General features: G+C 46.1%; 26 protein-coding genes. All 26 read right to left on the reverse strand.

Going from position 1 to position 23,763, the window contains the following annotated elements; all coding sequences use genetic code 11:
• Positions 1 to 26: 26 nt before the first annotated feature.
• Positions 27 to 1,436, reverse strand: a complete 1,410-nt coding sequence (locus MKX30_RS11510) for a DUF342 domain-containing protein (protein ID WP_023988205.1) — start codon at positions 1,434 to 1,436, stop codon at positions 27 to 29.
• A 44-nt stretch (positions 1,437 to 1,480) separates the two neighbouring features.
• Positions 1,481 to 2,269, reverse strand: coding sequence for a FliA/WhiG family RNA polymerase sigma factor (locus tag MKX30_RS11515; RefSeq protein WP_013309911.1), 789 nt, complete (start codon positions 2,267 to 2,269; stop codon positions 1,481 to 1,483).
• 14 nt (positions 2,270 to 2,283) lie between these two features.
• Positions 2,284 to 2,697 carry a hypothetical protein gene (locus tag MKX30_RS11520; RefSeq protein WP_013309910.1) on the reverse strand — a complete coding sequence of 138 codons (414 nt, stop codon included), beginning with the start codon at positions 2,695 to 2,697 and terminating at the stop codon, positions 2,284 to 2,286.
• A 2-nt stretch (positions 2,698 to 2,699) separates the two neighbouring features.
• Positions 2,700 to 3,197 (reverse strand): chemotaxis protein CheD, encoded by a 498-nt coding sequence (locus MKX30_RS11525; RefSeq protein WP_010346358.1) that lies wholly within the window; start codon positions 3,195 to 3,197, stop codon positions 2,700 to 2,702.
• A complete protein-coding gene (locus MKX30_RS11530) occupies positions 3,190 to 3,816 on the reverse strand; it encodes a chemotaxis protein CheC (protein ID WP_023988204.1) in 627 nt (208 codons plus the stop codon). Before MKX30_RS11530 ends, MKX30_RS11525 begins: the two co-directional genes overlap by 8 nt.
• Before the next feature lie 3 nt (positions 3,817 to 3,819).
• Complete coding sequence (locus MKX30_RS11535) at positions 3,820 to 4,281, reverse strand: chemotaxis protein CheW (RefSeq protein ID WP_007430046.1); 462 nt, start codon at positions 4,279 to 4,281, stop codon at positions 3,820 to 3,822.
• 62 nt (positions 4,282 to 4,343) lie between these two features.
• Entirely contained in the window at positions 4,344 to 6,440 is a 2,097-nt protein-coding gene (locus tag MKX30_RS11540; RefSeq protein ID WP_023988203.1) for a chemotaxis protein CheA, read from the reverse strand.
• Positions 6,441 to 6,473: 33 nt separating this feature from the next.
• A complete protein-coding gene (locus MKX30_RS11545) occupies positions 6,474 to 8,018 on the reverse strand; it encodes a chemotaxis protein CheB (protein ID WP_264454843.1) in 1,545 nt (514 codons plus the stop codon).
• Positions 8,019 to 8,048: 30 nt separating this feature from the next.
• The gene (locus MKX30_RS11550; RefSeq protein WP_023988201.1) at positions 8,049 to 8,936 is read right to left on the reverse strand and encodes a MinD/ParA family protein; all 888 of its coding nucleotides are present in this window, start codon (positions 8,934 to 8,936) and stop codon (positions 8,049 to 8,051) included.
• Positions 8,933 to 10,375, reverse strand: a complete 1,443-nt coding sequence (gene flhF, locus MKX30_RS11555) for a flagellar biosynthesis protein FlhF (protein ID WP_341062836.1) — start codon at positions 10,373 to 10,375, stop codon at positions 8,933 to 8,935. The genes MKX30_RS11550 and flhF overlap by 4 nt, the downstream gene beginning before the upstream one ends.
• On the reverse strand, positions 10,372 to 12,405 hold the full coding sequence (flhA, locus tag MKX30_RS11560; protein WP_016820963.1) for a flagellar biosynthesis protein FlhA: 2,034 nt from the start codon (positions 12,403 to 12,405) through the stop codon (positions 10,372 to 10,374). The genes flhF and flhA overlap by 4 nt, the downstream gene beginning before the upstream one ends.
• 23 nt (positions 12,406 to 12,428) lie before the next feature.
• Positions 12,429 to 13,541: a flagellar biosynthesis protein FlhB gene (gene flhB, locus MKX30_RS11565; RefSeq protein ID WP_069080945.1), complete on the reverse strand. Its 1,113-nt coding sequence runs from the start codon at positions 13,539 to 13,541 to the stop codon at positions 12,429 to 12,431.
• Positions 13,541 to 14,326, reverse strand: coding sequence for a flagellar biosynthetic protein FliR (fliR, locus tag MKX30_RS11570; protein ID WP_023988198.1), 786 nt, complete (start codon positions 14,324 to 14,326; stop codon positions 13,541 to 13,543). Before fliR ends, flhB begins: the two co-directional genes overlap by 1 nt.
• A gap of 10 nt (positions 14,327 to 14,336) precedes the next feature.
• The gene (gene fliQ / locus MKX30_RS11575) at positions 14,337 to 14,606 is read right to left on the reverse strand and encodes a flagellar biosynthesis protein FliQ (RefSeq protein WP_007430038.1); all 270 of its coding nucleotides are present in this window, start codon (positions 14,604 to 14,606) and stop codon (positions 14,337 to 14,339) included.
• Between the two features lie 37 nt (positions 14,607 to 14,643).
• Positions 14,644 to 15,399, reverse strand: a complete 756-nt coding sequence (fliP, locus tag MKX30_RS11580) for a flagellar type III secretion system pore protein FliP (protein WP_013309901.1) — start codon at positions 15,397 to 15,399, stop codon at positions 14,644 to 14,646.
• Positions 15,396 to 15,929 carry a flagellar biosynthetic protein FliO gene (locus MKX30_RS11585; protein WP_023988197.1) on the reverse strand — a complete coding sequence of 178 codons (534 nt, stop codon included), beginning with the start codon at positions 15,927 to 15,929 and terminating at the stop codon, positions 15,396 to 15,398. The genes fliP and MKX30_RS11585 overlap by 4 nt, the downstream gene beginning before the upstream one ends.
• A 12-nt stretch (positions 15,930 to 15,941) precedes the next feature.
• Positions 15,942 to 16,307, reverse strand: a complete 366-nt coding sequence (locus tag MKX30_RS11590) for a response regulator (protein WP_010346372.1) — start codon at positions 16,305 to 16,307, stop codon at positions 15,942 to 15,944.
• A gap of 29 nt (positions 16,308 to 16,336) precedes the next feature.
• Positions 16,337 to 17,647 (reverse strand): flagellar motor switch phosphatase FliY, encoded by a 1,311-nt coding sequence (gene fliY / locus MKX30_RS11595; RefSeq protein ID WP_023988196.1) that lies wholly within the window; start codon positions 17,645 to 17,647, stop codon positions 16,337 to 16,339.
• A complete protein-coding gene (gene fliM, locus MKX30_RS11600; RefSeq protein ID WP_023988195.1) occupies positions 17,637 to 18,635 on the reverse strand; it encodes a flagellar motor switch protein FliM in 999 nt (332 codons plus the stop codon). Before fliM ends, fliY begins: the two co-directional genes overlap by 11 nt.
• A 43-nt stretch (positions 18,636 to 18,678) precedes the next feature.
• Positions 18,679 to 19,152 carry a flagellar basal body-associated FliL family protein gene (locus MKX30_RS11605; protein ID WP_023988194.1) on the reverse strand — a complete coding sequence of 158 codons (474 nt, stop codon included), beginning with the start codon at positions 19,150 to 19,152 and terminating at the stop codon, positions 18,679 to 18,681.
• A complete protein-coding gene (locus MKX30_RS11610) occupies positions 19,149 to 19,373 on the reverse strand; it encodes a flagellar FlbD family protein (RefSeq protein ID WP_013309896.1) in 225 nt (74 codons plus the stop codon). The genes MKX30_RS11605 and MKX30_RS11610 overlap by 4 nt, the downstream gene beginning before the upstream one ends.
• Positions 19,374 to 19,433: 60 nt before the next feature.
• The gene (flgF, locus tag MKX30_RS11615; protein WP_023988193.1) at positions 19,434 to 20,243 is read right to left on the reverse strand and encodes a flagellar basal-body rod protein FlgF; all 810 of its coding nucleotides are present in this window, start codon (positions 20,241 to 20,243) and stop codon (positions 19,434 to 19,436) included.
• Between the two features lie 104 nt (positions 20,244 to 20,347).
• The gene (locus MKX30_RS11620; RefSeq protein ID WP_023988192.1) at positions 20,348 to 20,728 is read right to left on the reverse strand and encodes a TIGR02530 family flagellar biosynthesis protein; all 381 of its coding nucleotides are present in this window, start codon (positions 20,726 to 20,728) and stop codon (positions 20,348 to 20,350) included.
• Positions 20,725 to 21,258: a flagellar hook capping FlgD N-terminal domain-containing protein gene (locus MKX30_RS11625; protein ID WP_068940652.1), complete on the reverse strand. Its 534-nt coding sequence runs from the start codon at positions 21,256 to 21,258 to the stop codon at positions 20,725 to 20,727. The genes MKX30_RS11620 and MKX30_RS11625 overlap by 4 nt, the downstream gene beginning before the upstream one ends.
• Before the next feature lie 19 nt (positions 21,259 to 21,277).
• A complete protein-coding gene (locus MKX30_RS11630) occupies positions 21,278 to 22,735 on the reverse strand; it encodes a flagellar hook-length control protein FliK (protein WP_341062837.1) in 1,458 nt (485 codons plus the stop codon).
• A gap of 26 nt (positions 22,736 to 22,761) precedes the next feature.
• Complete coding sequence (locus MKX30_RS11635; RefSeq protein WP_028542724.1) at positions 22,762 to 23,745, reverse strand: magnesium transporter MgtE N-terminal domain-containing protein; 984 nt, start codon at positions 23,743 to 23,745, stop codon at positions 22,762 to 22,764.
• Between the last annotated feature and the right edge of the window lie 18 nt (positions 23,746 to 23,763).

Here is a 23,763-nt window from a genome sequence, read left to right on the forward strand (position 1 = left end):
TGAATGTTGTTTTTCAGTGTGCCGAATTACACGTAGGAGGACATGCTGATGTCTCCTTCGTGATAATAAAACGCCATTCTTTCCACTGAATCTTTAATGAATTTTGTATATCTGCCGATAACTATTTTAGAGCCACCGTAAATTACATTTTTCACTTCTACCCGTGCGCGGCTTGTATCCTCTAATGTTCGTTCAATTTCAAGCATTCTGGACTTGGTTTCCAAAAGCTCCTGTTCATTAGACTTTTTAGTAGATGTCAGCTTGATTCGCATAGCCATTCTTTCAGGTGCAAGCTGTCCGGCGGCGGCAAGCTGATCCAATATGGTAAGAGCCTTATTCGTTTTATCCTGACTGTCTGTCTGCTGCTTCAAACGTGCGCGGAGTTCTGTCAGTTCATCGCGCAGTTCGGGAAGCACACCAACTTCGATAACAGTAGCTGTGGACATTGTATTACCGATGGTACGAGCCACTACCTTTTTACCAGCTTGTACACTGCCACCTACGATAAGCCCTTTGGTCCCCTCACAGAGTACATTTACACTCGCTTTAATCTGGGAATGCATGATGCTCTGGGATACAAGTATATCGCCTCCGGCAATCACGTTACCATCTTGTATGAATGAGCATTTGACATTTTGTGCAGCTTTCACGAACCCCTTATGGTATCCGATAATACCGCCACTGATTTCCACTGAACCTTCCGCCTCAATTTCAGCGCCTTCCACACCACCGATGACACGAATGTCGCCAGCCGCCCGAACACGAAAACCAGTCAAGACATTCCCACGAATGACGACGGTTCCAACAAAATCAATGTTACCGACACTATAATCGACGTCCCCGTTCACTTCATATACAGGGAATACATTAAGTTTGCCCTTTTCAGTCGTAGTCACCAGTCCGTCAATAGCCGCATACATCGCAACACCTTCTGGATGGATCACTACATTTTTTCCGACTTTAAAACGCGCCTCTTTACCTGGAAGAAAAGGAATTTCCTCTCCGGTTACAGCAATCCCCGGTACACCCGGCACAGGATCAACCCGTTCGGCAATCAGTTGACCACGTTTTACATTTCTTAAACGAGTTAATTCTTTATAATCCACCCGTCCATCCACGGTTTCAAGCGGCTTATGTGCATCTTCGCCAGTCACAATATCAGCCAGATTAATTTTTCCGTCTGTGCCATGGATCGGCTGCTTTCCCTGAGCAATCAGTAATTTTCCGAAGAAATGATCTTCCGGACTTGCCGCAAATACACGAATTGCATCGGTCATTAAACCGTAGGATATTTTTTGGTTGCTTAGAAAACGCTCTAATTCTTCCACAGAACAGGCAAAGCCTTCTTCACGTTTGGCAAACTCCAAGTAGGCGGTTTGTTTGTCAGGTGAGACAACCACTTTTAAAAACTGGTCCAAAGCATATTGCTTCTCCACAAGGGTGCTCCTTCCGTCTAACTGTTACTGTAACCTCCCGTACGTTAATCTTTACGCATTAGCAAATCCCGTTGTTTGTCCAATGTCGCTCTCAGACGTAATATTGCTTTGGAATGCAACTGTGAAATTCGCGATGGAGATAGCGACATGACCTCAGCGATTTCACTGAGTGACAAATCCTCGTAATACAATAAAGAAACAACGATACGTTCTTTTTCAGTCAATTTATCAATGCCTTGTGCAAGGGCATCACGAAGTGTAAATTCATTGACCTTATGATCCGGATTTTTCGCCTTCTCGTCCACCAAAAGGGAAAGCCGTGTTTCCGATTCCTCTTCGCGGATCGGGTCCTCCAGTGAGACAATCGACATAACGGCGACCTCCTGGATCATATTTTGAAACTCTTTCTCAGAAACGTCCAAATAATGACTCATCTCTTCGTCGCTTACCGTGCGTAGATATCTTTGTTCCAAATGCTGGTAGGCATCTTCGATTTTTTTCGCTTTTTCCCTAACTGAACGAGGAACCCAATCCCCTTGACGAAGACCATCCAAAATCGCTCCACGAACACGCCAAGAAGCATAGGTCTCAAACTGCAAACCACGCTCATAGTCAAATTTCTCTAAAGCGTCAATCAAACCCATAACGCCATTACTCGCCAGATCATCCTTGGATACATTTTTAGGCAAGCCTACTGCAAGACGGCCTGACACATATTCCACAATATGGAGATACTTTTCAATTAACTGTTTTTTTGCTTCCTTGTCACCGTGTTCTTTCCATTGTTCCCATAGTTCGGAATGGTTTAAATGAGCGGCTTTTCGCTCGTTCATCGGCTTCACCCTCCTTATTTGTCTGTCAGGTGACGAACGGCCTTGGCCAATTCTTCAGGGTCCTTGTTGGAAACCAGCTTAGGTGGGTTTAAAGGTGCGAAACCATTATTCCCCTCGTCCGTCTGCTCTGGTTTCGGTTTCAGCAATTCATTCAGGTCTTCATTTTCGTCTGGTGTCGTCAGGTCCAGGTTACCCCCTACGCCATCTACCTGAGAGCTTGCCCGGCTTTGGGCATTCCCCAGATCTGGCCGCGCCACAACACCTAGTGTCCAGCGCAGCACAAATGCAAGTAGGAACCAAAAAACGAAGGCGATCAAGCCACGAATTAAGCTCGTGGTCAGCAGATTGCTGCCAACGGACAACACAAAAGTCAGAATAAATCCGACTACTCCAGACCAAAGATTAATGCGTAAGCTGCCAAATAACATGTTTATAATTCCTTTACACCTTTTTGTACGCTTCGAATATTCAAAACGCCAGTTTCAGAGTCCAACTCAATCGTTCGTCCATAATTGCCACCTGTGTCCTCCGCAATCAAAGGAATGCCGAGATCTACGAGCATTTCCTTGCATGATTCTACATTACGTGGACCAATCCGCATGGTGTCTCCACTACCAGCAAAGGCGAACATCTGCGCTCCCCCTGCCATTTTGGCAATCAGTCTGCGTCGTTCAGCACCCAATTTCAGCATCCGCTCAAATAACTCGGGCAGCGCCGTATCGGCGTATTTAGCAATATTCAGTTGCCCTTCACGTGCAATATCCGAGGATGGTAGCATCACATGTGCCATACCTGCCAATTTCAAATGAGGATCGTAGAGAGTCAATCCGACGCAGGAGCCAAGTCCTGTCGTGCGAATCGAGTTCGGGTTACTGGTAACATTTAAGTCAGCCATACCGACTTTAATGATGCTTTTATCCTCAATCATCGTTCATCGGGACTCCTAACGACCTAAAGATTTTCCCGAACGATTCTGGATCAGGAATCAGGAAAAATTGACCCTCTATCTGATTCTGCCCTTCCAGAAACGATGTGTCAATCAATAATGCAGCATCCCCCATCTGCCCAAACTGCAGCAGTCCATAGCTGAGAATTGCTCCTGCCATGTCCAACGCCAACGCAGGGACTGTTGGATACATAGATAAACGCGTAAAGTCTGCCAGCGAAGACAGGTATGAGCCCGCTAAAATGTTTCCGATCTCCGACAGGGCTGAGTGCTCCATTTCGTTAAAACTGTCCTCGTCATCTGAAGGAATATTCGCCAAACGGGAAAGTAAGCTTTTTGCCGCCTGAGGCTGCAATATGAAGAATAGATTCCCGGGGGCTTCCCCTTCTACCCTAAAAAATATTGCAACAACAAGTTGCTCATAGCCGCCGACTTTCTCGGCAATTTCCTCAAAGGGCAGCATTTGTACTTTGGGGACACCCATATCGACCGGTTTATTGAGAAGCCGGGAGAGCGCTGTAGCAGCGTTCCCCGAGCCAATGTTGCCGACTTCTTTCAACACATCCAACTTGAAGTCTTCAAGATTTCCGAGATTTTCCATATGTTAATCCTCTAAGCCTTCCAGTTGGTTCATCTCGCTACGATTCAGGACTTCGGACAAGTTCAGCATAATCAACAAGCGCTCTTCACCAATTTTAGCAACTCCGCGAAGGTATTTAGCCTTAACTCCGCCAATCACTTCCGGTGGTGTCTCGATATTGTCAGTATTCAGGTCAATAACGTCATTCGCTGAGTCAACGATAAAGCCGACTTGCATTTCACCCACTGCAACGATAATGATGCGAGTTTGATCGGTATATTCAGCTTCAGGCAATCCAAATCGGCCACGAAGATCAATAACCGGAATGACTACGCCTCTCATGTTGAATACGCCTTTAACAAAATCGTAGGTTCTTGGAACCCGTGTAATCGGCACCATGCGTTCAATAGATTGGACTTTTTCTACTTCAACACCGTATTCCTCTTCACCAAGCTTAAATACGATAACTTTAATTTCTTCTCCCATGTCTAAAAACCCTCCTTATTGATGTCAGCAACTTCACATTTCTTTCATTTCTGATGAAGACATTATTTAATGAAAACATTCGGGTCAATGATCAAAGCAACCTGACCGTCACCCAGAATCGTGGCGCCTGAAATTCCTTGGATGTTTGGAAGGTATTTGCCCAGATTTTTAAGGACAATTTCACTTTGCCCCAAAAAGTCCTGTACGGAAAGAGCTGCCAGACGGTCTCCCTTGCGGATGACCACGACCTCTGTCTCTTCTTCTTCATCTTCATTGAAGTCCGGTACCTCAAACAGCTGACTCAAGGAGATGAGCGGGATATGAGAATCGCGGAAAGCAATCATTTTATTGCCATGTACAGAACGAATTTGTGTCCGTTTGACGATCGCAGTTTCCACAATGGAGGACAATGGAATCGCATATTTTTCAGAACCGATCTGTATCATCATGGCTGCAATAATGGATAGGGTCAGCGGCAATTGCACAGAGAAATTAGTGCCTTGGCCCAGTGTAGAGTGAACCGTAACATTGCCACCCAAAGCGGTGATTTTGGATTTAACAACGTCCAAACCGACACCGCGTCCTGATACGTCTGAAATGACTGCAGCTGTGCTAAAGCCCGGAGCAAACAATACCTGATAGGCTTCCTCGTCGGTCATGACCGCTGCCTGCTCTGCCGTCAAAATCCCTTTGGAAATAGCACTGTTTAGTACCTTATCGCGATTAATACCATTTCCGTCATCTTCAATCTCGATGAATACGTTATTTCCGCTATGGAAAGCACGCAAGTTAACCGTTCCTGTCTCAGGTTTACCAGCTGCTATCCGATCGGCTACCGACTCAATGCCATGATCCACGGAGTTACGAAGCAAATGCACCAGAGGATCGCCAATTTCGTCGATAACAGTGCGGTCCATTTCAGTCTCTGCTCCAGTAATAACCAAATCAAGTTTTTTATCCAGCGATTTGGCCAGATCGCGCACCATACGCGGAAAACGATTGAAAACAGTATCTACTGGTACCATCCGCAATTTAAGAACGACGTTTTGCAAATCGCTGCTCACACGACTCATGTGCTCTACGGTTTCTGTCAGTGCTGGATTGGAAGCTTCACTTGCCAACTGCTCTAACCGCACACGGTCAATAAGCAACTCGCTAAATAAGTTCATAAGTACATCCAGACGTTCAATATCTACACGAATCGTACGGTTATGCGTAGGCGCAGCTGCCTTAGCTGCTGGCGCCTTACCTGCAGCTGGCTTAGCCACAGAGGCCGCAGCTGGAGACTGCGGCTGGGAAGGAGCAGGTGGTTGCACGGCAACAGGAGCTTCCTGTACTGCAGCAGTCTCAGCCAGTCCAGCAGTAACTTCGCTCATTTGTTTAAGCGATTCCTGATCTAGTTGTACCACTGAGACAGTCTCAATTTCAGAGATACCCGCGATTTCCTTTTCCAGCTCCCCAACTTCTTTCTGCGTTATGTAATATAACGAGAAGCTTTGCTCGAATTTCTCCTGCTCAATATCCTGTACCGACGGATAGGCCTTGACGATTTCACCAGAGTTTTCCAGCGTATTGAACACCATAAAAGCACGTGCCGCCTTCAACTGGCTCTCTGAGCTGATTGTTACCTGTATATAGTGAACACGATGTCCTTCAGAAATAGATTGCTCCAGTACAGAATACTGGAACTGATCCAAGACAAGCCCAGCACTATCGTTTTTGTCCACTTTTTTAGATGGAGACTCCTCAGTGGCAGCATTTGCGCCAGACTTTTGGAAATCCCCGCTCACGATGGATTGTAGTGAAGATACAATAGAGGAGACATCCGCTTTTCCGTCGCCTCCCTCTGTAATGTGCTGCACCATGGACTCCAAAGCATCCAATCCTTTAAATAAGGTATCGAATATAAATTCATGCATCGCCAGCTTGTTGTTACGTACCAGATCAAGAACGTTTTCCATTTGGTGAGTGAGCGATGCTAGGTCTTCAAACCCCATCGTAGCAGCCATTCCCTTGAGGGTATGGGCAGAACGGAAAATCACCTGAACGATGCCTAGATCGGTTGGATTGCTTTCCAGTTGAAGCATTTTTTCGTTAAGAGATTGCAGATGATCATTCGACTCATCAATAAACATGTTTAAATATTGGTTCATGTCCATTGTGAGACACCTCCTCCATGAGTTACACTCCGATTATTTCACAACTTGTACAAGCTTGGGGGCGATCTCCTGCATTGGCAGAAGGTGACGCACACATTTTAACTCTACTGCTGAGCGGGGCATTCCGTACACTACACAAGTTTCCTCATTTTCAGCAAATGTGGATTGTACCCCAGCATCATAAAGCTTTTTCATCATTTTGGCCCCGTCGCTCCCCATTCCAGTGAGCAATACTAGATGCCGCTCCAACGAGGTTAACGAGAGCAACGATTCAAACATCGTATCTACGGAAGGACGGTGACCATTGCGAGCTTCCTCCATCTTCAGTGACACAGTGTATTTACCACCGGCTCCTGGCACAATTCTTAGTTGATATCCCCCTGGGGCAATGTAGGCCGTTCCAGTCTCCAGCGTCATTCCCTGCTCAGCCTCCACAACTCGGAGTGGACTTAACGTGTTTAAGCGTTGTGCCAGCGAACGAGTGAAGTTTGGCGGCATATGCTGAACGATAACGATTGGAGCAGGAAAATCACCAGGAATGCGTTCCAACAGCGTCTTGAGCGCCCGCGGACCGCCCGTAGAACATCCCACCGCCACCAGTTTGCGAAAGCTGGACGTGTGCACACCTTTTTTAAGAGAAAATCCCTTAGGTGTGGCAGTAACTGTAGGTGCCGTTACTGGAGGCGTAGCAGCCGCAGGAGTAGGCGTAGCTGATGAAATCACCGTCTTACGGGGCTCCGGCTTAACCAGCCCTGCTTTATCCTTACCATGCAGCGATTTGCCAGCGGCCGCATTAGAACTGTTTAGTTGCCCTGGTGTTCGTCCCATCCCCTTGGACAAGTCTTCCTTCTTCTGAACAGTAGGTGCTTGGACTGACTTGCTTGGCTGAGCAGCTGGCTGTTCTATGCGCCCCGCTGTAACAGATGTTCCAGACTGTTGTCGTTTAGTTTCCTGCTTGGCTGTTGCCGGGGCGGACTTGCCCGCATCACGCTTCGGCTGAGCTGATACAGCAGGTGAAGGAGCAAGCGGAACAACAGGAGGCTTGTCTGTCGAAGCTTGACTGCCTGTTCGTTTCTCAGTCACAGCCTGTCCTGGAGGCTTTTCCTGTGGCGTTTTTTCCGCTTGTTCCAATGCAGCTTTGCGCTCATTAGCTTCCTTGCGTTCCAGGCGGCTCCGCACTGCTTGCATAGCAGTGTGCATCTGTTCCAGCAGCGCCTTGCTCACTTGCTCAATATCTTGCGCATGAGCAATGGAAGGCTTTCTTATAAAATCGAAAGCTCCTGCCTCCAGAGCCATGATGGTCTCCTTCATACCTTGTTCATTAATGCCTGACAGCATAATAACAGGTAGCGGATGGGCTGCCATAATCAATGGTAATGCTTCAAGACCATTCATTTCAGGCATCTCGACATCCATGGTGACCAAATCGGGCTGCAATTCCTTCACTTTCTCTACAGCCTCTTTGCCATTGGCGGCTGTACCTACGATGTTGAACGACTCATCCCTTACAATTAAATCTGTAATAATTTTGCGCATAAAGGCCGAATCATCTACAACCAGCACCTGGTAAGCACACATGTTAAACACCTCTGTTTCCTCTCATCAAAATCAATGTACAGAACGCCGCAACCATTTTTGCATAAACCCTTTAATTCCACTCAATGCACCTGATTGCGGAATCTGTGGCATTGCTGCAAAACGGTGTGCCAGATTCAATACATCTCTTGAAGCCGCACATCCCGGAAAAGCAACCATAAAAGGTACTTGCCTTTTGACTGCTTGCATGACATGAGTATCATCACTGATATGTCCAAGCAACGGGATTTCGATCTCCAAAAAGCGTTTCGCAACCAGTGCGATCTTATCGGCAACTTGACGGGCCTCATTATCGTTATCGGCACGATTGACTATAATTTTGAATACCGTATCCTTTTGTAACCCACTGACGACTTTAATTAGCGCATACGCATCTGTTAAGGACGTCGGTTCCGGTGTGGTTACGACCAGGCATTCGTCAGCTGAAGTGATGAATTTAAGGTTTTCTTTGGATAAACCTGCACCTGTATCAAATAGAATGTAATCCATATCTGCCGCCATTTTCTCTACTTCTTCGGCAAAATAATTCAGATCGTTATCCGATAACGTAAACAATTCGCTCAAGCCCGATCCTCCAGCAATATAAGGCAAACCACCTACACCCGTTTGAATAATTTCATCAATTGATTTCTCACGTTTTAGCAGGTGAAGAAGATTGTATTGTGAATTGGCTCCCATTAATACATCAATATTGGCCATACCTATATCAGCATCAAACACAAGTACCTTTCGACCAAAGGATTGCAGAGCCAGAGCAAAGTTCAGCGTAAAATTGGATTTGCCCACCCCGCCTTTACCACTGGTGATCGTTATAATTTTCGCTTGACGATTACGTGGGGGCAATCGATATTTATCCAAGGAAGAAGCCATTTGTCTAAGTGATTGGGCTTGGTCACTCATATGGAATCTCCGTTAACTCCTGTTGATGCTTTGGGTCCAAGCAGCATGCTTGTCACCATTTCTGCATCGGGATGAAGCAGGTCGTCAGGAACATTTTGTCCATTGGTAATATAAGCCAGCTGCATCGGAAAATGATGCAAAAGGTTAAACATCCCACCACAGCTACCTGTCTCGTCCATCTTAGTAAATACAACCTTACCAAGACCAAACTTACTGAAATGTCCAGTTATATTGAGCATATCTTTACTTTTGGATGTCAGACTGAGTACCAGATACGTCTCACTTTCATCAATAGGCGAAAGCAGACTTTGCAGTTCCGAAACAAGTAATTCATTACGATAATTTCGTCCTGCGGTATCCATGAGGATCAGGTCACAATGTTCCAGACGTTGAATGGCTCTGTGGACGTCACCAGGAGATTGCACAACTTCAAGCGGTACATTCAAAATCGTAGCATATGTACGCAGTTGCTCGACGGCTGAAATCCGGTACGTGTCAGAAGTAATAAATCCAACTTTGCGATGATGCTTAAACAACTGCTCTGCTGCTAACTTGGCAATGGTTGTCGTTTTCCCTACTCCGGTAGGACCTGCCACATACACAATTTTGGTATCTTTAGAGATCCCTTTGTCCAGTCTTGTCTGAATAAAACTGGCCACTTCCTCACGAAAGGCTTGTTCCCAATCAAAAGTTTCAGGCGCAAAAGGGTGCTCACTCCGACGCACATATACCTGTTCGAGCCAATACTCCAGTAAATCACGTTCCACTTCCTGCTCCAGTACACGCTCACAAATCTCTTGCAGCGGCTCCGGCCAAGTACTTTCCAATGAAGAATTTCGGGAAAACCGAGTCATCATGGCTTTCATTTCCCGCAATTCATTAAGCAGAGCCTGATTTTCCTCTACTCCGCTCTTATCTGGAGCACTTACTTCAATGGGCTGTTTAAACAGTTCACTGGATGATTTCATGTTCGAAAGCAATGCTTCATGATCAAGTGCTTGAGATATAGTCTCCAGATTATTTGCAGACCTAGATGACAAATGCTCAGTTGCTGAAGCAGCTTGTTCTTCATTAATCGTTAATTCAGCTTGTTCTTCTTTGGAACCACCCGTCATCTGCGTTACCCGTCGATAAGCTTCTGGAGCAGCTTGTCTGGGAACCACAGGCATAAATGATTTTTCTGGCTGTTCAGGAGCGTTCATTAGAGGTGAAGCCGCCTGGGCAAGTTCTTGTGAAGAGGGCCCAAACCGTCGTGGCTTTTGAGGTTGCTTCTCCTCTACCGCAGCAACCACTTCGATTTTCTTTTTACTGAACATTCCCATGAAACCGCCGACCTTCATTTCTTTTGTACTTAAAATGACGGCGTCTGTTCCTAAGTCACCCCTGATTTGCAGCATAGCTTCTGGCATGGTATCCACTACATATCGTTTCACTCTCATAAGTTCACCACCCCGACACTTTGAATTTCAACGTTCGGCTCCAGCTCACTGTACGACAGCACCGGGACATCCTGCATCGTCCGCTCCATCACTTGCCGCAAATACATACGAATTGTCGGTGACGTTAACACAATAGGCTGCTGTCCAGATTGAATAAGGCGGTTGATTTGCTCCATCATTCTTTGATACACCGTTTGCGTAGACACCGGATCAAGAGCCAAATAGCTACCTTGCTCCGACTGTTGCACGCTTTCAGCAATTTTCTTCTCCAATCCTGGTCCCACTGTAATAACGCGTAACGTCTCCCCTTGTTGGGCAAATTGCTGCGTAATCTGGCGGGACAACGCCTGACGGACATATTCAGTCAGCACGTCGGGATCTTTTGTATAAGTACCATAGTCAGCTAATGTTTCGAAAATAGTCACCATATCGCGAATGGAGATTTTTTCTTTCAACAGCTTGGCCAGCACTTTTTGTACATCCCCAATCGCAAGCACAGAAGGAATAAGGTCGTCCACCAGCACTGGATAATTCTCTTTGAGATTGTCGACCAGCGATCGTGTTTCCTGTCTGCCAAGCAACTCATGAGCATGTTTCTTGATTGTCTCCGTAAGATGAGTAGCTACAACTGAAGGTGGATCAACTACGGTATAACCCGATAGTTCCGCAACATCCTTGGTGTTCTCATCAATCCAGAGCGCAGGCAATCCGAAGGCTGGTTCCGTCGTTTCGATTCCTGTAATAGAATCATCGTCGTATCCTGGACTCATAGCCAGGTAATGATTTAACAGAAGCTCTCCGCCACCCACGGTATTACCTTTAATTTTAATTACATACTCGTTAGGCTTGAGCTGAATGTTGTCCCGAATACGAATGACCGGCACAACCAAACCCAGCTCCAAAGCACATTGACGACGGATCATAATAATCCGATCCAATAAATCCCCGCCCTGCTGTGTATCCGCCAGCGGAATTAACCCGTATCCAAATTCAAATTCAATTGGATCTACTTGAAGCAGATTAATGACACTTTCCGGACTACGGACTTCTTCAATTTGTTGCTCCTCTTCCAGCTGTTCATCGGCTATCTGCTTGCGCTCCATATTGCCCTGCATTCTTCGAGCCGCGAAAAACAGCAGTATCGCCAGTGGAAGAGTTGTAATGATATGAATAGGTGTGAAAAGTCCCAATAATGCAATTGTGGCTGCCACAATGTAGATCAGTTTTGGATAAGAAAAGAGCTGTCCAGTTAAATCCTCCGCCAAGTTGCCATCCGACGTAGCCCGCGTAACAATCAAGCCTGACGCCGTGGATATGAGCAGTGCGGGAATCTGGCTGACCAGTCCGTCACCGATGGTGAGGACAGAATAAGTCGACAGCGCCTCTTGAAATCCTTTTCCCTGAACGGCCATACCGATAATAAAGCCACCGACCAAGTTAATGATCAAAATGATAATACTAGCAATGGCATCACCTTTAACGAATTTACTCGCACCATCCATCGCTCCGTAAAAATCTGCTTCCCGTTCGATTTTACTGCGTCGTTCACGGGCTTGCTGCTCATTGATCAAACCTGCATTCAGATCAGCATCAATACTCATTTGTTTACCCGGCATCGCATCCAACGTAAACCGTGCGCCTACCTCAGCAACCCGCTCAGATCCCTTGGTGATAACAATGAACTGTACGACCACGAGAATGAGAAAGACAACAAAACCGACGGCAATTTGCCCTCCTGCAATCCAACTACCAAACGTAGCAACTACTTCCCCTGCATGGCCCTCACCTAAAATAAGTTTGGTTGTAGAAATATTAAGTGCCAATCGAAACAACGTTGTAATGAGCAACAATGAAGGGAAAATAGAGAACTGTAATGCTTCCTTCGTGTTCATAGAAACGAGTAGAATCATCAAAGCAATAGAAATATTAATGACGAGTAGGATATCCAGCAGCCATGATGGGATCGGGAGAATCATCATAAGAACGATACCGATGACGCCTGCAAGGACAGTTATTTCTTTTATTTTCACGGGTCTCTAGCCCTCCGATCCCTTTATTTCACTTTACCTTTTAATTTATATACATACGCCAGCACTTCGGCAACGGCCTGGAACAGATCAGCTGGTATCGCATCCCCGATTTCGGCTCGTTGAAACAGCGCCCGCGCCAGCGGCTTGTTTTCCATCGTTATTACGCCGTTTTGCTTGGCAATTTCTTTAATTCGGAGTGCAACGTAATCTTGCCCTTTCGCAATAATCTGCGGCGCTTCCATCTCCGAACCGTCATATTTCAAAGCCACAGCAAAGTGCGTAGGGTTGGTGATGATGACATCTGCATTAGGAACCTCCTGCATCATACGCTGCATAGCCATACGGCGCTGACGCTCGCGAATTTTCCCCTTGATCAGCGGGTCACCCTCCATTTTCTTGTATTCATCCTTAATGTCCTGCTTGGACATTTTCAGGTTTTTCTCATGCTCGTAACGTTGATACATATAATCCAACACCGCTAAAACGAACAGCACCACACCAATTTTGAGCCCCAGTTCCATTGTTAATGAAGCTGTAAAGCCCAACATCTGATCGCCGGACATTTCAGCTAGTTTGGGTAGGTCAGCCTTTGTTTTCCAGAGTACGCTGTACACCAGATAACCAATTACGGTCATCTTTAAAACAGATTTCAGGAATTCAACCAATGACCTCATGGAAAAAATATTTTTGAATCCTTTAATCGGATCAATCTTGCTAAACTTGGGCGTAATGCCCTCTCCGGTTAATAAAAAACCGATCTGCATGTAATTCGCTACTATCCCGATGACAATAGCCCCAATAAAAATAGGTGCCAGCATAATCAAGATTTGCACGCCGTACTCGCCCATCATCAGCAGCGTTGTGTTCGGCGTTACCTCCATAGAGAGCCGATTCACAAAAATATCTCGAAATAGTCGAACAGCATGATCCTTAAAATACCCGCCGAAAATCATGAGGCAAAAAAACGTAACCAGCAGGACACCAGCGGCGGGCAACTCCATGCTTTTGGCAACCTGCCCTTTTTGTCTTGCATCCTGTTTCTTTTTGGGTGTAGCTTTTTCCGTTTTTTCCCCTGAGAACAACTGCAGGTTCATAGCATATTTAAATGACAAACTACGTTCCTCCAGACCAGACATTAAGGACGATTACCCATAATATCCAACAAGTTGCGCATGGATTCGAACATCACAGAAAACAATCTTTCGAATATAAAAGCAAAACTTGGCATGAGAAGCAGTAACATGAACAGTCCCACAATAATTTTAAGAGGTACACCAATAACAAAAATGTTGAATTGTGGCGCTGTTTTAGCTAAAAAACCGAGTCCCACATCTGTTAAAAAGGTAGCCACTACAATGGGAGCAGCAATTTGAAAAGCAAGCATAAATGATTCCGCAAAAGAACGTACCAAGAATTCAGTTACACTGCCACCATACAGCTTTACAAAAAAATCATTTGTCAACGGCACCCAATCATAGCTGTATAAGATAGCATTTAGCAGATGATGGTGCCCATTTATACTTAAAAAGAACAATACAGCTATGGCAAACTTGAAATTCCCCGTTAAAGGCGTTGAAGCCCCTGTCATGGGATCAAACACACTCGCCATTCCGAAACCCACCTGTAGGTCTATAAAAGAACCTGCGGTTTGGATCGCTGTCATGAACAGATATGCAGTAAACCCCAATAACAACCCAATCAGCACTTCACGGCCCACTAAGAGCACATACGCTACATCGGTCGGTACCTGTTGATGCGTACCATATGTAAGATACACGACCAAAGCTAGAAATCCTGAAATTCCGACCTTAAAGATATTAGGTACCCCTCGGGTTGAAAAAATAGGCGCTACTACAAAAAATGAGGTAATCCGACAAAAAATCAGCAAAAAAACAGGAAAACTCTGTAACAATATGTTCATAACATTCAGCCTAACCTATATATTTGTACAAATTGTCCAGAATGTTATACGTAAAGTCCACTAATGTGGTCAATATCCAGGGCCCGAACAAAAGCAATGCCAGCAATACGGCGACAATCTTCGGAACAAAGGCCAGTGTTTGCTCCTGAATTTGGGTTGTCGCCTGAAAAATGCTGATAATCAAACCCACGACTAGCCCCAAAATCAGCATCGGAGCGCTCACCTTGAGTACAATGTACACCGCTTGCCCAGCCAGGGAAATAATAAACTCCGAAGTCATTGCCGTCCTCCTTGATTGCTGTCCTTGCATGAAGTATTCATGTGTTAAAACTCAGAAGCAATGATTTGACAACCAAATACCAACCATCTACAAGTACGAAAAGCAGTATTTTAAAAGGAAGTGAAATCATTACTGGTGGTAGCATCATCATCCCCATAGCCATGAGTGTACTCGACACCACAATGTCTATAACTAAAAACGGTATGAAAATCATAAAGCCCATCTGAAATGCCGTCTTCAACTCACTGATTGCATAAGCCGGAACCATCACCGTTAGTGGAATATCCTGATAATTCTTTGGTTTTTCCATCTTGGTGTATTTCATAAAGAGCAGTAGATCCTTCTCACGTGTATGAGAGAACATAAAGGTCTTGATCGGTACCGATGCCTTATCCAGCGCCTGAGACTGTGTTATATCCCCCTTGAGATACGGCTGAAGTGCAGTTTCATTCATAGCTGAGAACGTCGGTGCCATAATGAATAAAGTGAGAAACAAAGCCAGCCCGACAAGCACCTGATTAGGCGGCATCTGCTGGGTTCCCAGCGAAGTTCGCACAAAGCCAAGCACAATCACAATTCGCGTAAAACTTGTCATAAGTACAAGCAACGCCGGCGCTACACTAATGACAGTAATAAGTAAAATAATAGACAGCGAGGTGGCACCGGGCTGTCCTTTGTCCGAATTGCCGACTTGAATATCAATGTTCGGAATCGGTTCCGCAGAGGCCGCCGTCACCGAAATGAAGCTGAACAAGACAAGCAGCAAACATGCAAGTATAATCTTTTTTCTCATGAATCTCCCGACCGATCTGTAGTATTCTCCTCATTGCGCAGCTTTTCAAGTTTATCCTTGCGATTCGGCATTTGCCGAAGCTTGGATTCAAACATCTCGTGAAAAGATGTCTCCTCTTCAGGCTGCTGCTGTGCCGCGTTGTTCCGGCGAAGCTTATCCGCAATTTTAGCGAATAGCGGGGCAATCGGGCCGCGCTGCAGAGAAGCTTCTTGCTCCAGTGCGGCCAAAATTTGCTCCACTTCTTCAGGATCGGATACTTTGTCAACAAGCCGGATATCTTCTCCCACACCAATGAGGTACACACTGCTACCAACTTCAACAAGCTGAAGGGATTTATTGGGACCAAGTCCCACGCCTCCCAGTATGCGAACGGAGCGGTTGCTGAACCAGCTCTGATTTCTTTTACTCAAAAACCGTATCAAGTACACGATCAGTACGATGATAAAGATTAGCACGAAAAGGACCCAGGCAATGTTGCCTATATTGCTGGATGTACTCAATGCGTCAGAGGCACCCTGTTGTGTATCCATACTGGGTGCGCCTTACACACCCAGTGTTTTGTTGATGGCTTCGATAACCCGATCCGATTGGAAAGGCTTAACGATAAAATCTTTTGCGCCAGCTTGAATGGCATCAATAACCATTGCTTGCTGACCCATCGCGGAACACATGATAACCTTTGCGTTCGCGTCAATTTGTTTGATTTCCTTCAGAGCGGCAATGCCGTCCATTTCAGGCATCGTGATATCCATCGTAATCAGGTCCGGACGAAGCTCCTTGAATTTTTCAATGGCCTGTGATCCGTCCTGGGCCTCTCCTACTACTTCAAATCCATTTTTGGACAGGATGTCCCGAATCATCATTCTCATAAATGCAGCATCGTCCACGATCAAAATACGGTTTGCCATCTGAAATAAATCCTCCCTAAATTATGCTTTTATTGTAATTTTTGAATACGGTCCCATTGGCTTACAATATCTGTTACACGCACGCCAAAGTTCTCGTCGATTACGACAACCTCGCCCTTGGCAATCAGTTTGTTGTTAACCAAAATGTCCACCGGCTCCCCGGCAAGCTTGTCCAGTTCAATAATTGAACCTTGTGAGAGCTCCAGAATATCTTTAATTTGCTTTTGGGTCCTTCCTAATTCTACGGTGACTCTAAGGGGAATGTCCATCAATAAATTTAAATTGTTTTCATCCACTTGCGCAAATGCACCGGACTGCAAGTTAGAAAATTGTACAGGTTGTACATTTACATTACGTCCCGGTACTGCGCCGTAGTGATGAGGCGTTCCGTAAGGAGCTTGCGGTGGTACACCAGCTGGCATTCCATAACCCGGTGTTCCATAGCCTGGAGCGCCCTGCTGCCCGTATCCCGGGTCTTGAGGATACATTGGCGGTTGTTGCCCATAGCTTGGGTCTTGCGGCGCCTGCGCGGCTGCAGGCGGCTGCTGATAGGCTGGTGCAGGCGGTTGCTGCGGAACGCTAGCTTGTTGCGGCGCTTCAGGAGTTGCTGTTGCAGCTACCTGCTGTGCGGACGCTTGCGGTTGTTCCTCTTCCTCTCCGCCATTCATTAGGATGCTCACCATTTTTTTGGCGAAATTAACAGGTAACAATTGCATCAGCGTAGAGTCAATAAGATCCCCGATCAATAACCGGAAGGATACTGTAATGAGCGTCTCTTCATCCGGCAGACTGGATACTCCATCACCGTGCATAGGATCCAAAATATCAATCCCCGGTGGAGAGATATTAACAAAACGATTAAACATGGTAGACATAGAGGTCGCCGAAGATCCCATCATCTGATTCATCGCTTCCTGCACGGCACTGATGTGGATTTCATTCAATTCTTCATCTACTGGGTTTCCTTCACCACCAAGCATTAAGTCCGCTATCACTTGTGCATCACGCTTTTTGATTACGAGTGAGTTAATACCCTCGAATCCATCGACATAATTTACATGTACAGCTACGTGTGGCTTTGGAAATGCAGTTTCAAATTCAGAACGGGTAATAATTGAAACTTTAGGTGTCGTAATATCCACCTTTTGACCGAGCAGTGTGGAAAGAGCCGTAGCTGCGCTGCCGAACGTTATATTACCGATTTCCCCGAGAGCATCCTGCTCCAGAGGAGTCAGAAAATCGTCAACGGTCTTGTTGGCGGGAGTAGAATCCGTCCCCGCTTCAGACTGTTTCAGCAAGGCATCGATTTCCTCCTGGGACAAATAGTCTTTACTCGTCAATTTCTTCAACTCCTTCGTTGACAATTTCATCAATTTGTACGGCAACACGATCTCTTACCATGCCGGGACTTCCCATAAACTTCAATTTCTCGCCTACCCGGATGGATAGTCCTTCTTTGACAGGCTTGTTCAATGAAATGACATCCCCTACCGAAAGACCCAGAAACTCGGCTACATTTATCCGGGATTCACCCAACTCCGCAATAATAGGGAGCTCTGCTTTGGTGACCCGTAATCTCAAGGCGTCGATCTCTTCGGGCGCCCTTGATTTCTTTTCGGATGTAAACCACTGGTGCGTGGACAGTCTGGCCATAATGGGTTCCAATACCACGTGCGGGATACAGAGGTTAATCATCCCTGTGGTATCACCAATTTTGGTGCTAAGCGAAATCAGAGCAATCGTTTCATTCGGCGAAACAATCTGCATGAACTGCGGATTTGTTTCCATCGCCTCTAGGCGCGGTTCAATGTCTAGTACCGTTTTCCAAGCCTCTTGCAGGCTATCAAAGGTACGACTGAAAATTCGCTCCATGATCGTCGTCTCGATTTCGGTCAACGCAGCAACCTTTGACGGTGCCGAACCTGTTCCTCCGAGTAGCCTGTCCAACATGGCATAAGCAACGTTCGGGTGAACCTCAAGCACCATACGGCCTTCCAGCGGTTCAGCTTCAAAAATGTTCAGAATGGTCATTTTCGGAATGGAGCGAATGAATTCATCATAAGGAAGCTGCTCCACCTGAACGACATTAATTTGGACAAAAGTACGAAGCTGCGCTGAAAAATATGTGGTCAGATACCGTGCAAAGTTCTCGTGTATCCGCGTCAGACTCCGTATATGATCCTTGGAAAACCTAAGCGCTCTTTTAAAATCATAAGCGCGAACTTTCTTTTGGGTATCTTCCTTTTTAAGTTCTTCCGCATCCATTTCACCGGACGAAAGAGCTGCTAAAAGGGCATCAATTTCCCCTTGTGACAGTACATCCACCAATGTTATTCACCCCCTTACGTGTTCCTGACAAGTTCACCTGGAATCAAATGGCTGCCAGCAAAAAGTCTGTAATTTTGGCGTTCCCCAGGTGACCTTCAGGGAGCGACTTGTTGATGAGATCCGTCAGCTTGTCACTGAACTGGTCCCGGCCTTTAGCCGTTCTGAGCTCATCAGGTTTGGTGTCTGCAAGTAATTGAATAACGATGGGCTTAATACTGATATCTTTGATTTTTTCAAAAGATTCTTTTGCTTTGGCATCGTTCAATTGAAAAGATAGGTTCATCTGGACAATGTAATCTGCGTCTGCCAAATTCGTTTTGATACCGGTAATTTCAGAGCTCACTTCCACCAATTCATCTGCTGACAATCTTGGAAGTTGTTCTGCTTGAGCAGCTTGCGCATTCGGTATGACTTCCGACTTCTTCCCGCTAAGCGCTGGTATAAGTACAAAGGCCGCGCCTGCAATCAAAGTAATCGCGAGTAAAATTGTAATGAGCCATGGCAGCATCTTCTTCATTCGTCTTCCTCCATTTGTTGCACTTTTATCGTGGCGGCATGCATGCCGATTTCACGGCTGTAACCCTTGATCAAGGAGACGACATCTGCCGCTTTTTCCAATACAATCAACCGTTTCCCCGTCACCAAAGTGACGTATGTATCCGGTGTTTCCTCCACAGTCTCAATGAGCAGCGCATTAAGCCACATAGGCGAGCCGTTCAGCCGCGTTAACGGGATCATCGTAACACCAACCTCCTGATAGGTGCGGAGGAGCCTCTACTCCTCCGCGTTTAAATGAGATTATCGTTTCAAGTTTACAACTTCCTGAAGCACTTCATCCGAGGTCGTAATGATACGCGAGTTCGCTTGGAATCCGCGCTGAGCTACGATCATTTCGGTAAATTCGCCTGTCAGATCAACGTTGGACATTTCCAGCTGACCCGCGATGATAGCTCCACGCCCCTCTGAGTTGGCTGCTCCAGGCTCAATTGCATCAATATTTGAGTTGACCGTAGTACGGTACAAGCTCCCACCGATTTTTTCTAAACCTTCTGGATTCGTGACTCTGGCTAATCCAATTTGTGTACCATTATCAACTGTTCCGTCATCCAATTGTTGTACAATTGTACCGTCCTGTGAGATAGAGACTGCCGTAACATTGTCAGCAAGTGTGATTGGATCTCCACCCAAATCTCCCACAAAAAATCCATCGGAAGTAACCAGATTCCGGTTTGCATCTATGTGGAAATCACCCGCACGAGTCAGATAAGGAACTTCCTGTGCATCATTCATTTTGACCAGGAAAAATCCGTCACCGTTAATACGTAAATCCGTTGGGTTGTTCGTAGTCATTGCACTACCTGGAAGATGCAGTGTATCAATTGAGCTGACCGATACCCCCAAACCTACCTGCTTGGCATTCTGCCCGGCGGTTGTTGTTCCGTCTGGTGCACTTGCGCCTGAACTCGTTTGGCTCAAGATATCCTTGAACATTACTCGGCTGGACTTGAAGCCTGTAGTATTTACGTTTGCAATGTTGTTACCGATAACGTCCAGCTTCGTTTGAAAACCCTTCATGCCCGATACACCTGAATACATTGATCTCAACATTGAGTATAAATCCTCCTCTGATTGGTTGCTTAGTTGACCGCATCAGTCGATCCGCGGCTTTTTCATGGCTTTCCTATTCGGGCCAGCCACTTCGTATACATTTTTCATGAAATAATTACAGCACTATCTATCTGCGTAAATACGTTATCCTCCATGGATTTCTTATCCATCGCGGTAACAACTGTTCGATTAGGTACACTTACAATCAAAGCCATATCCTGCATTAAAATCAATGATTCTTTGGCGCCTTTGGCAGCTGCTTTATCCACAGCAGAGTTGATTTTCGCCATTTGGTCACTTCTCAACTCTATTCCCCGCTGCTCCAGACGCTTGGCTGCATGGTTGCTCAGCTTGAGCACCTGATCCTGCAACACCTGACCGAACGGTCTGGCATCCTTGGATACCGAATTCACTCGGTTTTGTGTGATTGCTGCCGGGGGCACGTTGGCGGGAAAAAGGCGTCCGACCGTTATCCTGTCATTCATGAGTTCTCACCGCTTCCAGTAGAGGAAGAAGATGAAGTATCCGATGTACCTGTAGCGGGAGTCGTTGTGTTAGCTTGGCTCACTGATGTTACATCTTTTAATGCCACCTCAGCCGCTCCCATTTTGGCATACTGCACACCGTCGCGAATAACGATGGAATCCACGATTCCACTTTTTACTGTACCCGCGCCTGCTTCACCTGTAATGGAGTCTTTTTTACCTGCCTCAATCCAGCTGACTTCTTTTCCTATCAAACCGGAAGCCGTACCCAAAGACTGTCCTAATGCATTCAACTGCGTAGAAATGTTCATCAGTTGTTCCACCGAGGAAAACTGGGCCATTTGAGCGATAAATTCTTTATCCTCCAAAGGCTGCATCGGATCCTGATTTTGTAGCTGGGTGATCAAAATTTTCAGAAATTGATCTTTACCCATCGTTTTAGTATCCTTGGCACTTGCTGTTTTGACATTATTCACATTGTAATTCGGCCAGACGTTACTGGTGGATACATTGTTGTCTGTAGTCGTCATTGTGTTCTCACCTCCATCATTACGCTTGTGCTGTAAAGGAGCCTGTCCGATTCATATCATCTGCGCGTTGTTCTGCTGTCCAGTTACGAAGCTCTTCTGCCATTTCAGCTACCTTCATAGCATCCTCGCTCTCTTCTCTACCACGAGCTTTGGAACGTTGGTTGGATTGCTGCTGCTGATTAGCTCCAGATCCGCGTCCATCCTGATACATATGGGAGGAAAGCGACTCATTGTGCGTTACTTCTACCTTATCTACCTGGATACCTTGGCTCTGCAGGCTCGAACGCAGCTGCGACATTTGCTGTTCCAGCAAATCCTTCGCTCCGCTATGCTCAGTCATGAACTGGGCAACCAGATGACCATTTTGCATCGTCAGCTTAACCTCCAGCTGGCCCAGATGATCTGGACGAAGCATGATGGTCGCTTCCGTCAAACCAGTGTGTTTTACAATGTCAAGTTTCTGAACTACAAATTCGGTCATCTCCTTGGCAAATTGCCGTACATGTACGACTGGTTGAGCTGGAGCCGAAGGTGTTGTTCCTTGCGTTTGTACCGAAAGCTGTCCCGCAGTCGTGATCACTGGAGTCTGATTGTCAGTTGCTGTCGGATCCGCTTGCTCAGTTGCATCTACGAATGCACTCGCTTCATCCGCTCCAGTCGTCTTAACTGTAGACTGAACGAGAATATTAGTTGATGAACGTTGCCCTTCTGAACCTTGCTGATTAGTTTCGCCCTGACTTGCTTGCTGCTGAGAAACAACAACCTGTTTGTCTGTAGTAGCTGTAGCTACGGTTTGATTACCATTTGCTCGATTTGCAGAAGGCTGAACCGCTTGTGAATCCCCACCATCAGCAAGTTCCACAGCTTTCATTACACCATTCCACTGCTCATCGGAAATAGCTCCCGTCCCTGCCGTTGCGCTTTGGAGCGATTGTAGCAACTGTGCCACCTGGGACTTTTGGTCTCCAGAAGCCTGCTCTGCTACATTGGCAAGTTGTGACAAAGCGTCCTGCAATGCAAATCGAAGAGTAGCAGGGTTGGCTGCCAAGGCTGTTAAGCCTGTCGCCTCTGACGTTTCTCCACCGTTTAACTGTTGATTTGTTCCGTCGCCTTGCAAAAACTGTTGTACTTGCTGAATCCACGCTTGCAGAGAAGCAAGCAGAGCAGGATCGGCAGCTACCTGATCATCCAGCTTTTCGAGATTTTGCAGCAAAGGAGCCAGTGTTTCGACCAGCGGCTCGGTTGGAGCTTCCGTGGATTCTCCGGTTGCAATCAGCGGAAGTACCATAACTAATGGAGAACCGTTCGCATCTGTGCCTGCTGAGCCCGTTTGCCCGCCTGTCATCATTTGCGTAAGTGTTTGATTAAAAGCACCCGTGGTTGCTCCGGCAGCCGTGGCTGTACTCGTTGTTGAGGCTGTCGTACTGCTAGCTGTTTGACTGGAGCTGAGCGATACACTTTGAGAAATAAGGGTCATTTATTTTTCACCTCCCTTCATTTAAATTACTTACTGCCCATCAGTTTGTTCAAAATTTTTGCAGTCTGAGCCGCATCCTTGGCAGACATATTTTGTAGTAAAGAACCACGTGTCGAATCATCTACTGTATTTAATATGTTTAATGCCTTGTCTGGACTGATTTTGTAAGTTTGTAAAATAAGTTCGGCACCGCTCTTCTTGTCCATGGAAGCAAATGTGCTACTGATTTGAGTGCTTTGCAAACTCTTACTCGTCGTGCCAGCTGTGGTACCTTGATCCTTTTTCAGACGAGACTGCAACGCAGCAACTGACAAATCCGTAGATGGCGTTACGTTTTTCAGAGCCATAGTAATATCGGCTGCTTTTTTAGCGTCCATCTTTTGCAAAATCTTTGCACTGTTGGCAGGGTCCATGTAGCTTAGCAGCTGCACAGTCTCTTCCGTAGTCAGATTCTCCATAATCGGTGCCGCTTTACTAGCTGTCATTCCTTCATACATGCTAGCAAGATCTCTGGCCTGTTTTACATAAGGATCTTCATTTGTTGTTCCACCTGTAGTTTGCGTACCAGCCTGTCCCTGCTGACTGGCCTGTGGCTGCTGTTCCTGTTGCGTTTGCAGCGTATTGACCTGATTCTGCAGTTCAGTAACCTTTTTATCTTGTGTCGTCTTAGCAGCGGTAGCCTTTTTAAGCTCCTCCGTCTGCTTGGCTAAATCTGACTTTAACTGCTGAATGGTTGCTTCAGAACTTTCAGACTGTGCCTTCTGATCTGCCTCTTTCGTCTGGGTAGCCTTATCTTTCGGTTCAGGCACCCAATTTTTAACAACTGGTATTTTGTTCCCTAATGAAATCATTTCGCTTCTGAAGTCCATATTGAACAATGTAAGCAGGACCCCGACCAGAACGATTGTGAACACAATCGGAATCAGGAAAAACATAAACCGTTCAAATCCCCCGCCTGATTCTTTTCCTAAATCCATATCCAGTTCATTTTCTGCTAACTTCTGTGCCATCGTCTTCCTCCTCAGGCA

It is taken from the genome of Paenibacillus sp. FSL P2-0173, assembly GCF_038008045.1.
GTDB lineage: Bacteria > Bacillota > Bacilli > Paenibacillales > Paenibacillaceae > Paenibacillus > Paenibacillus polymyxa_B.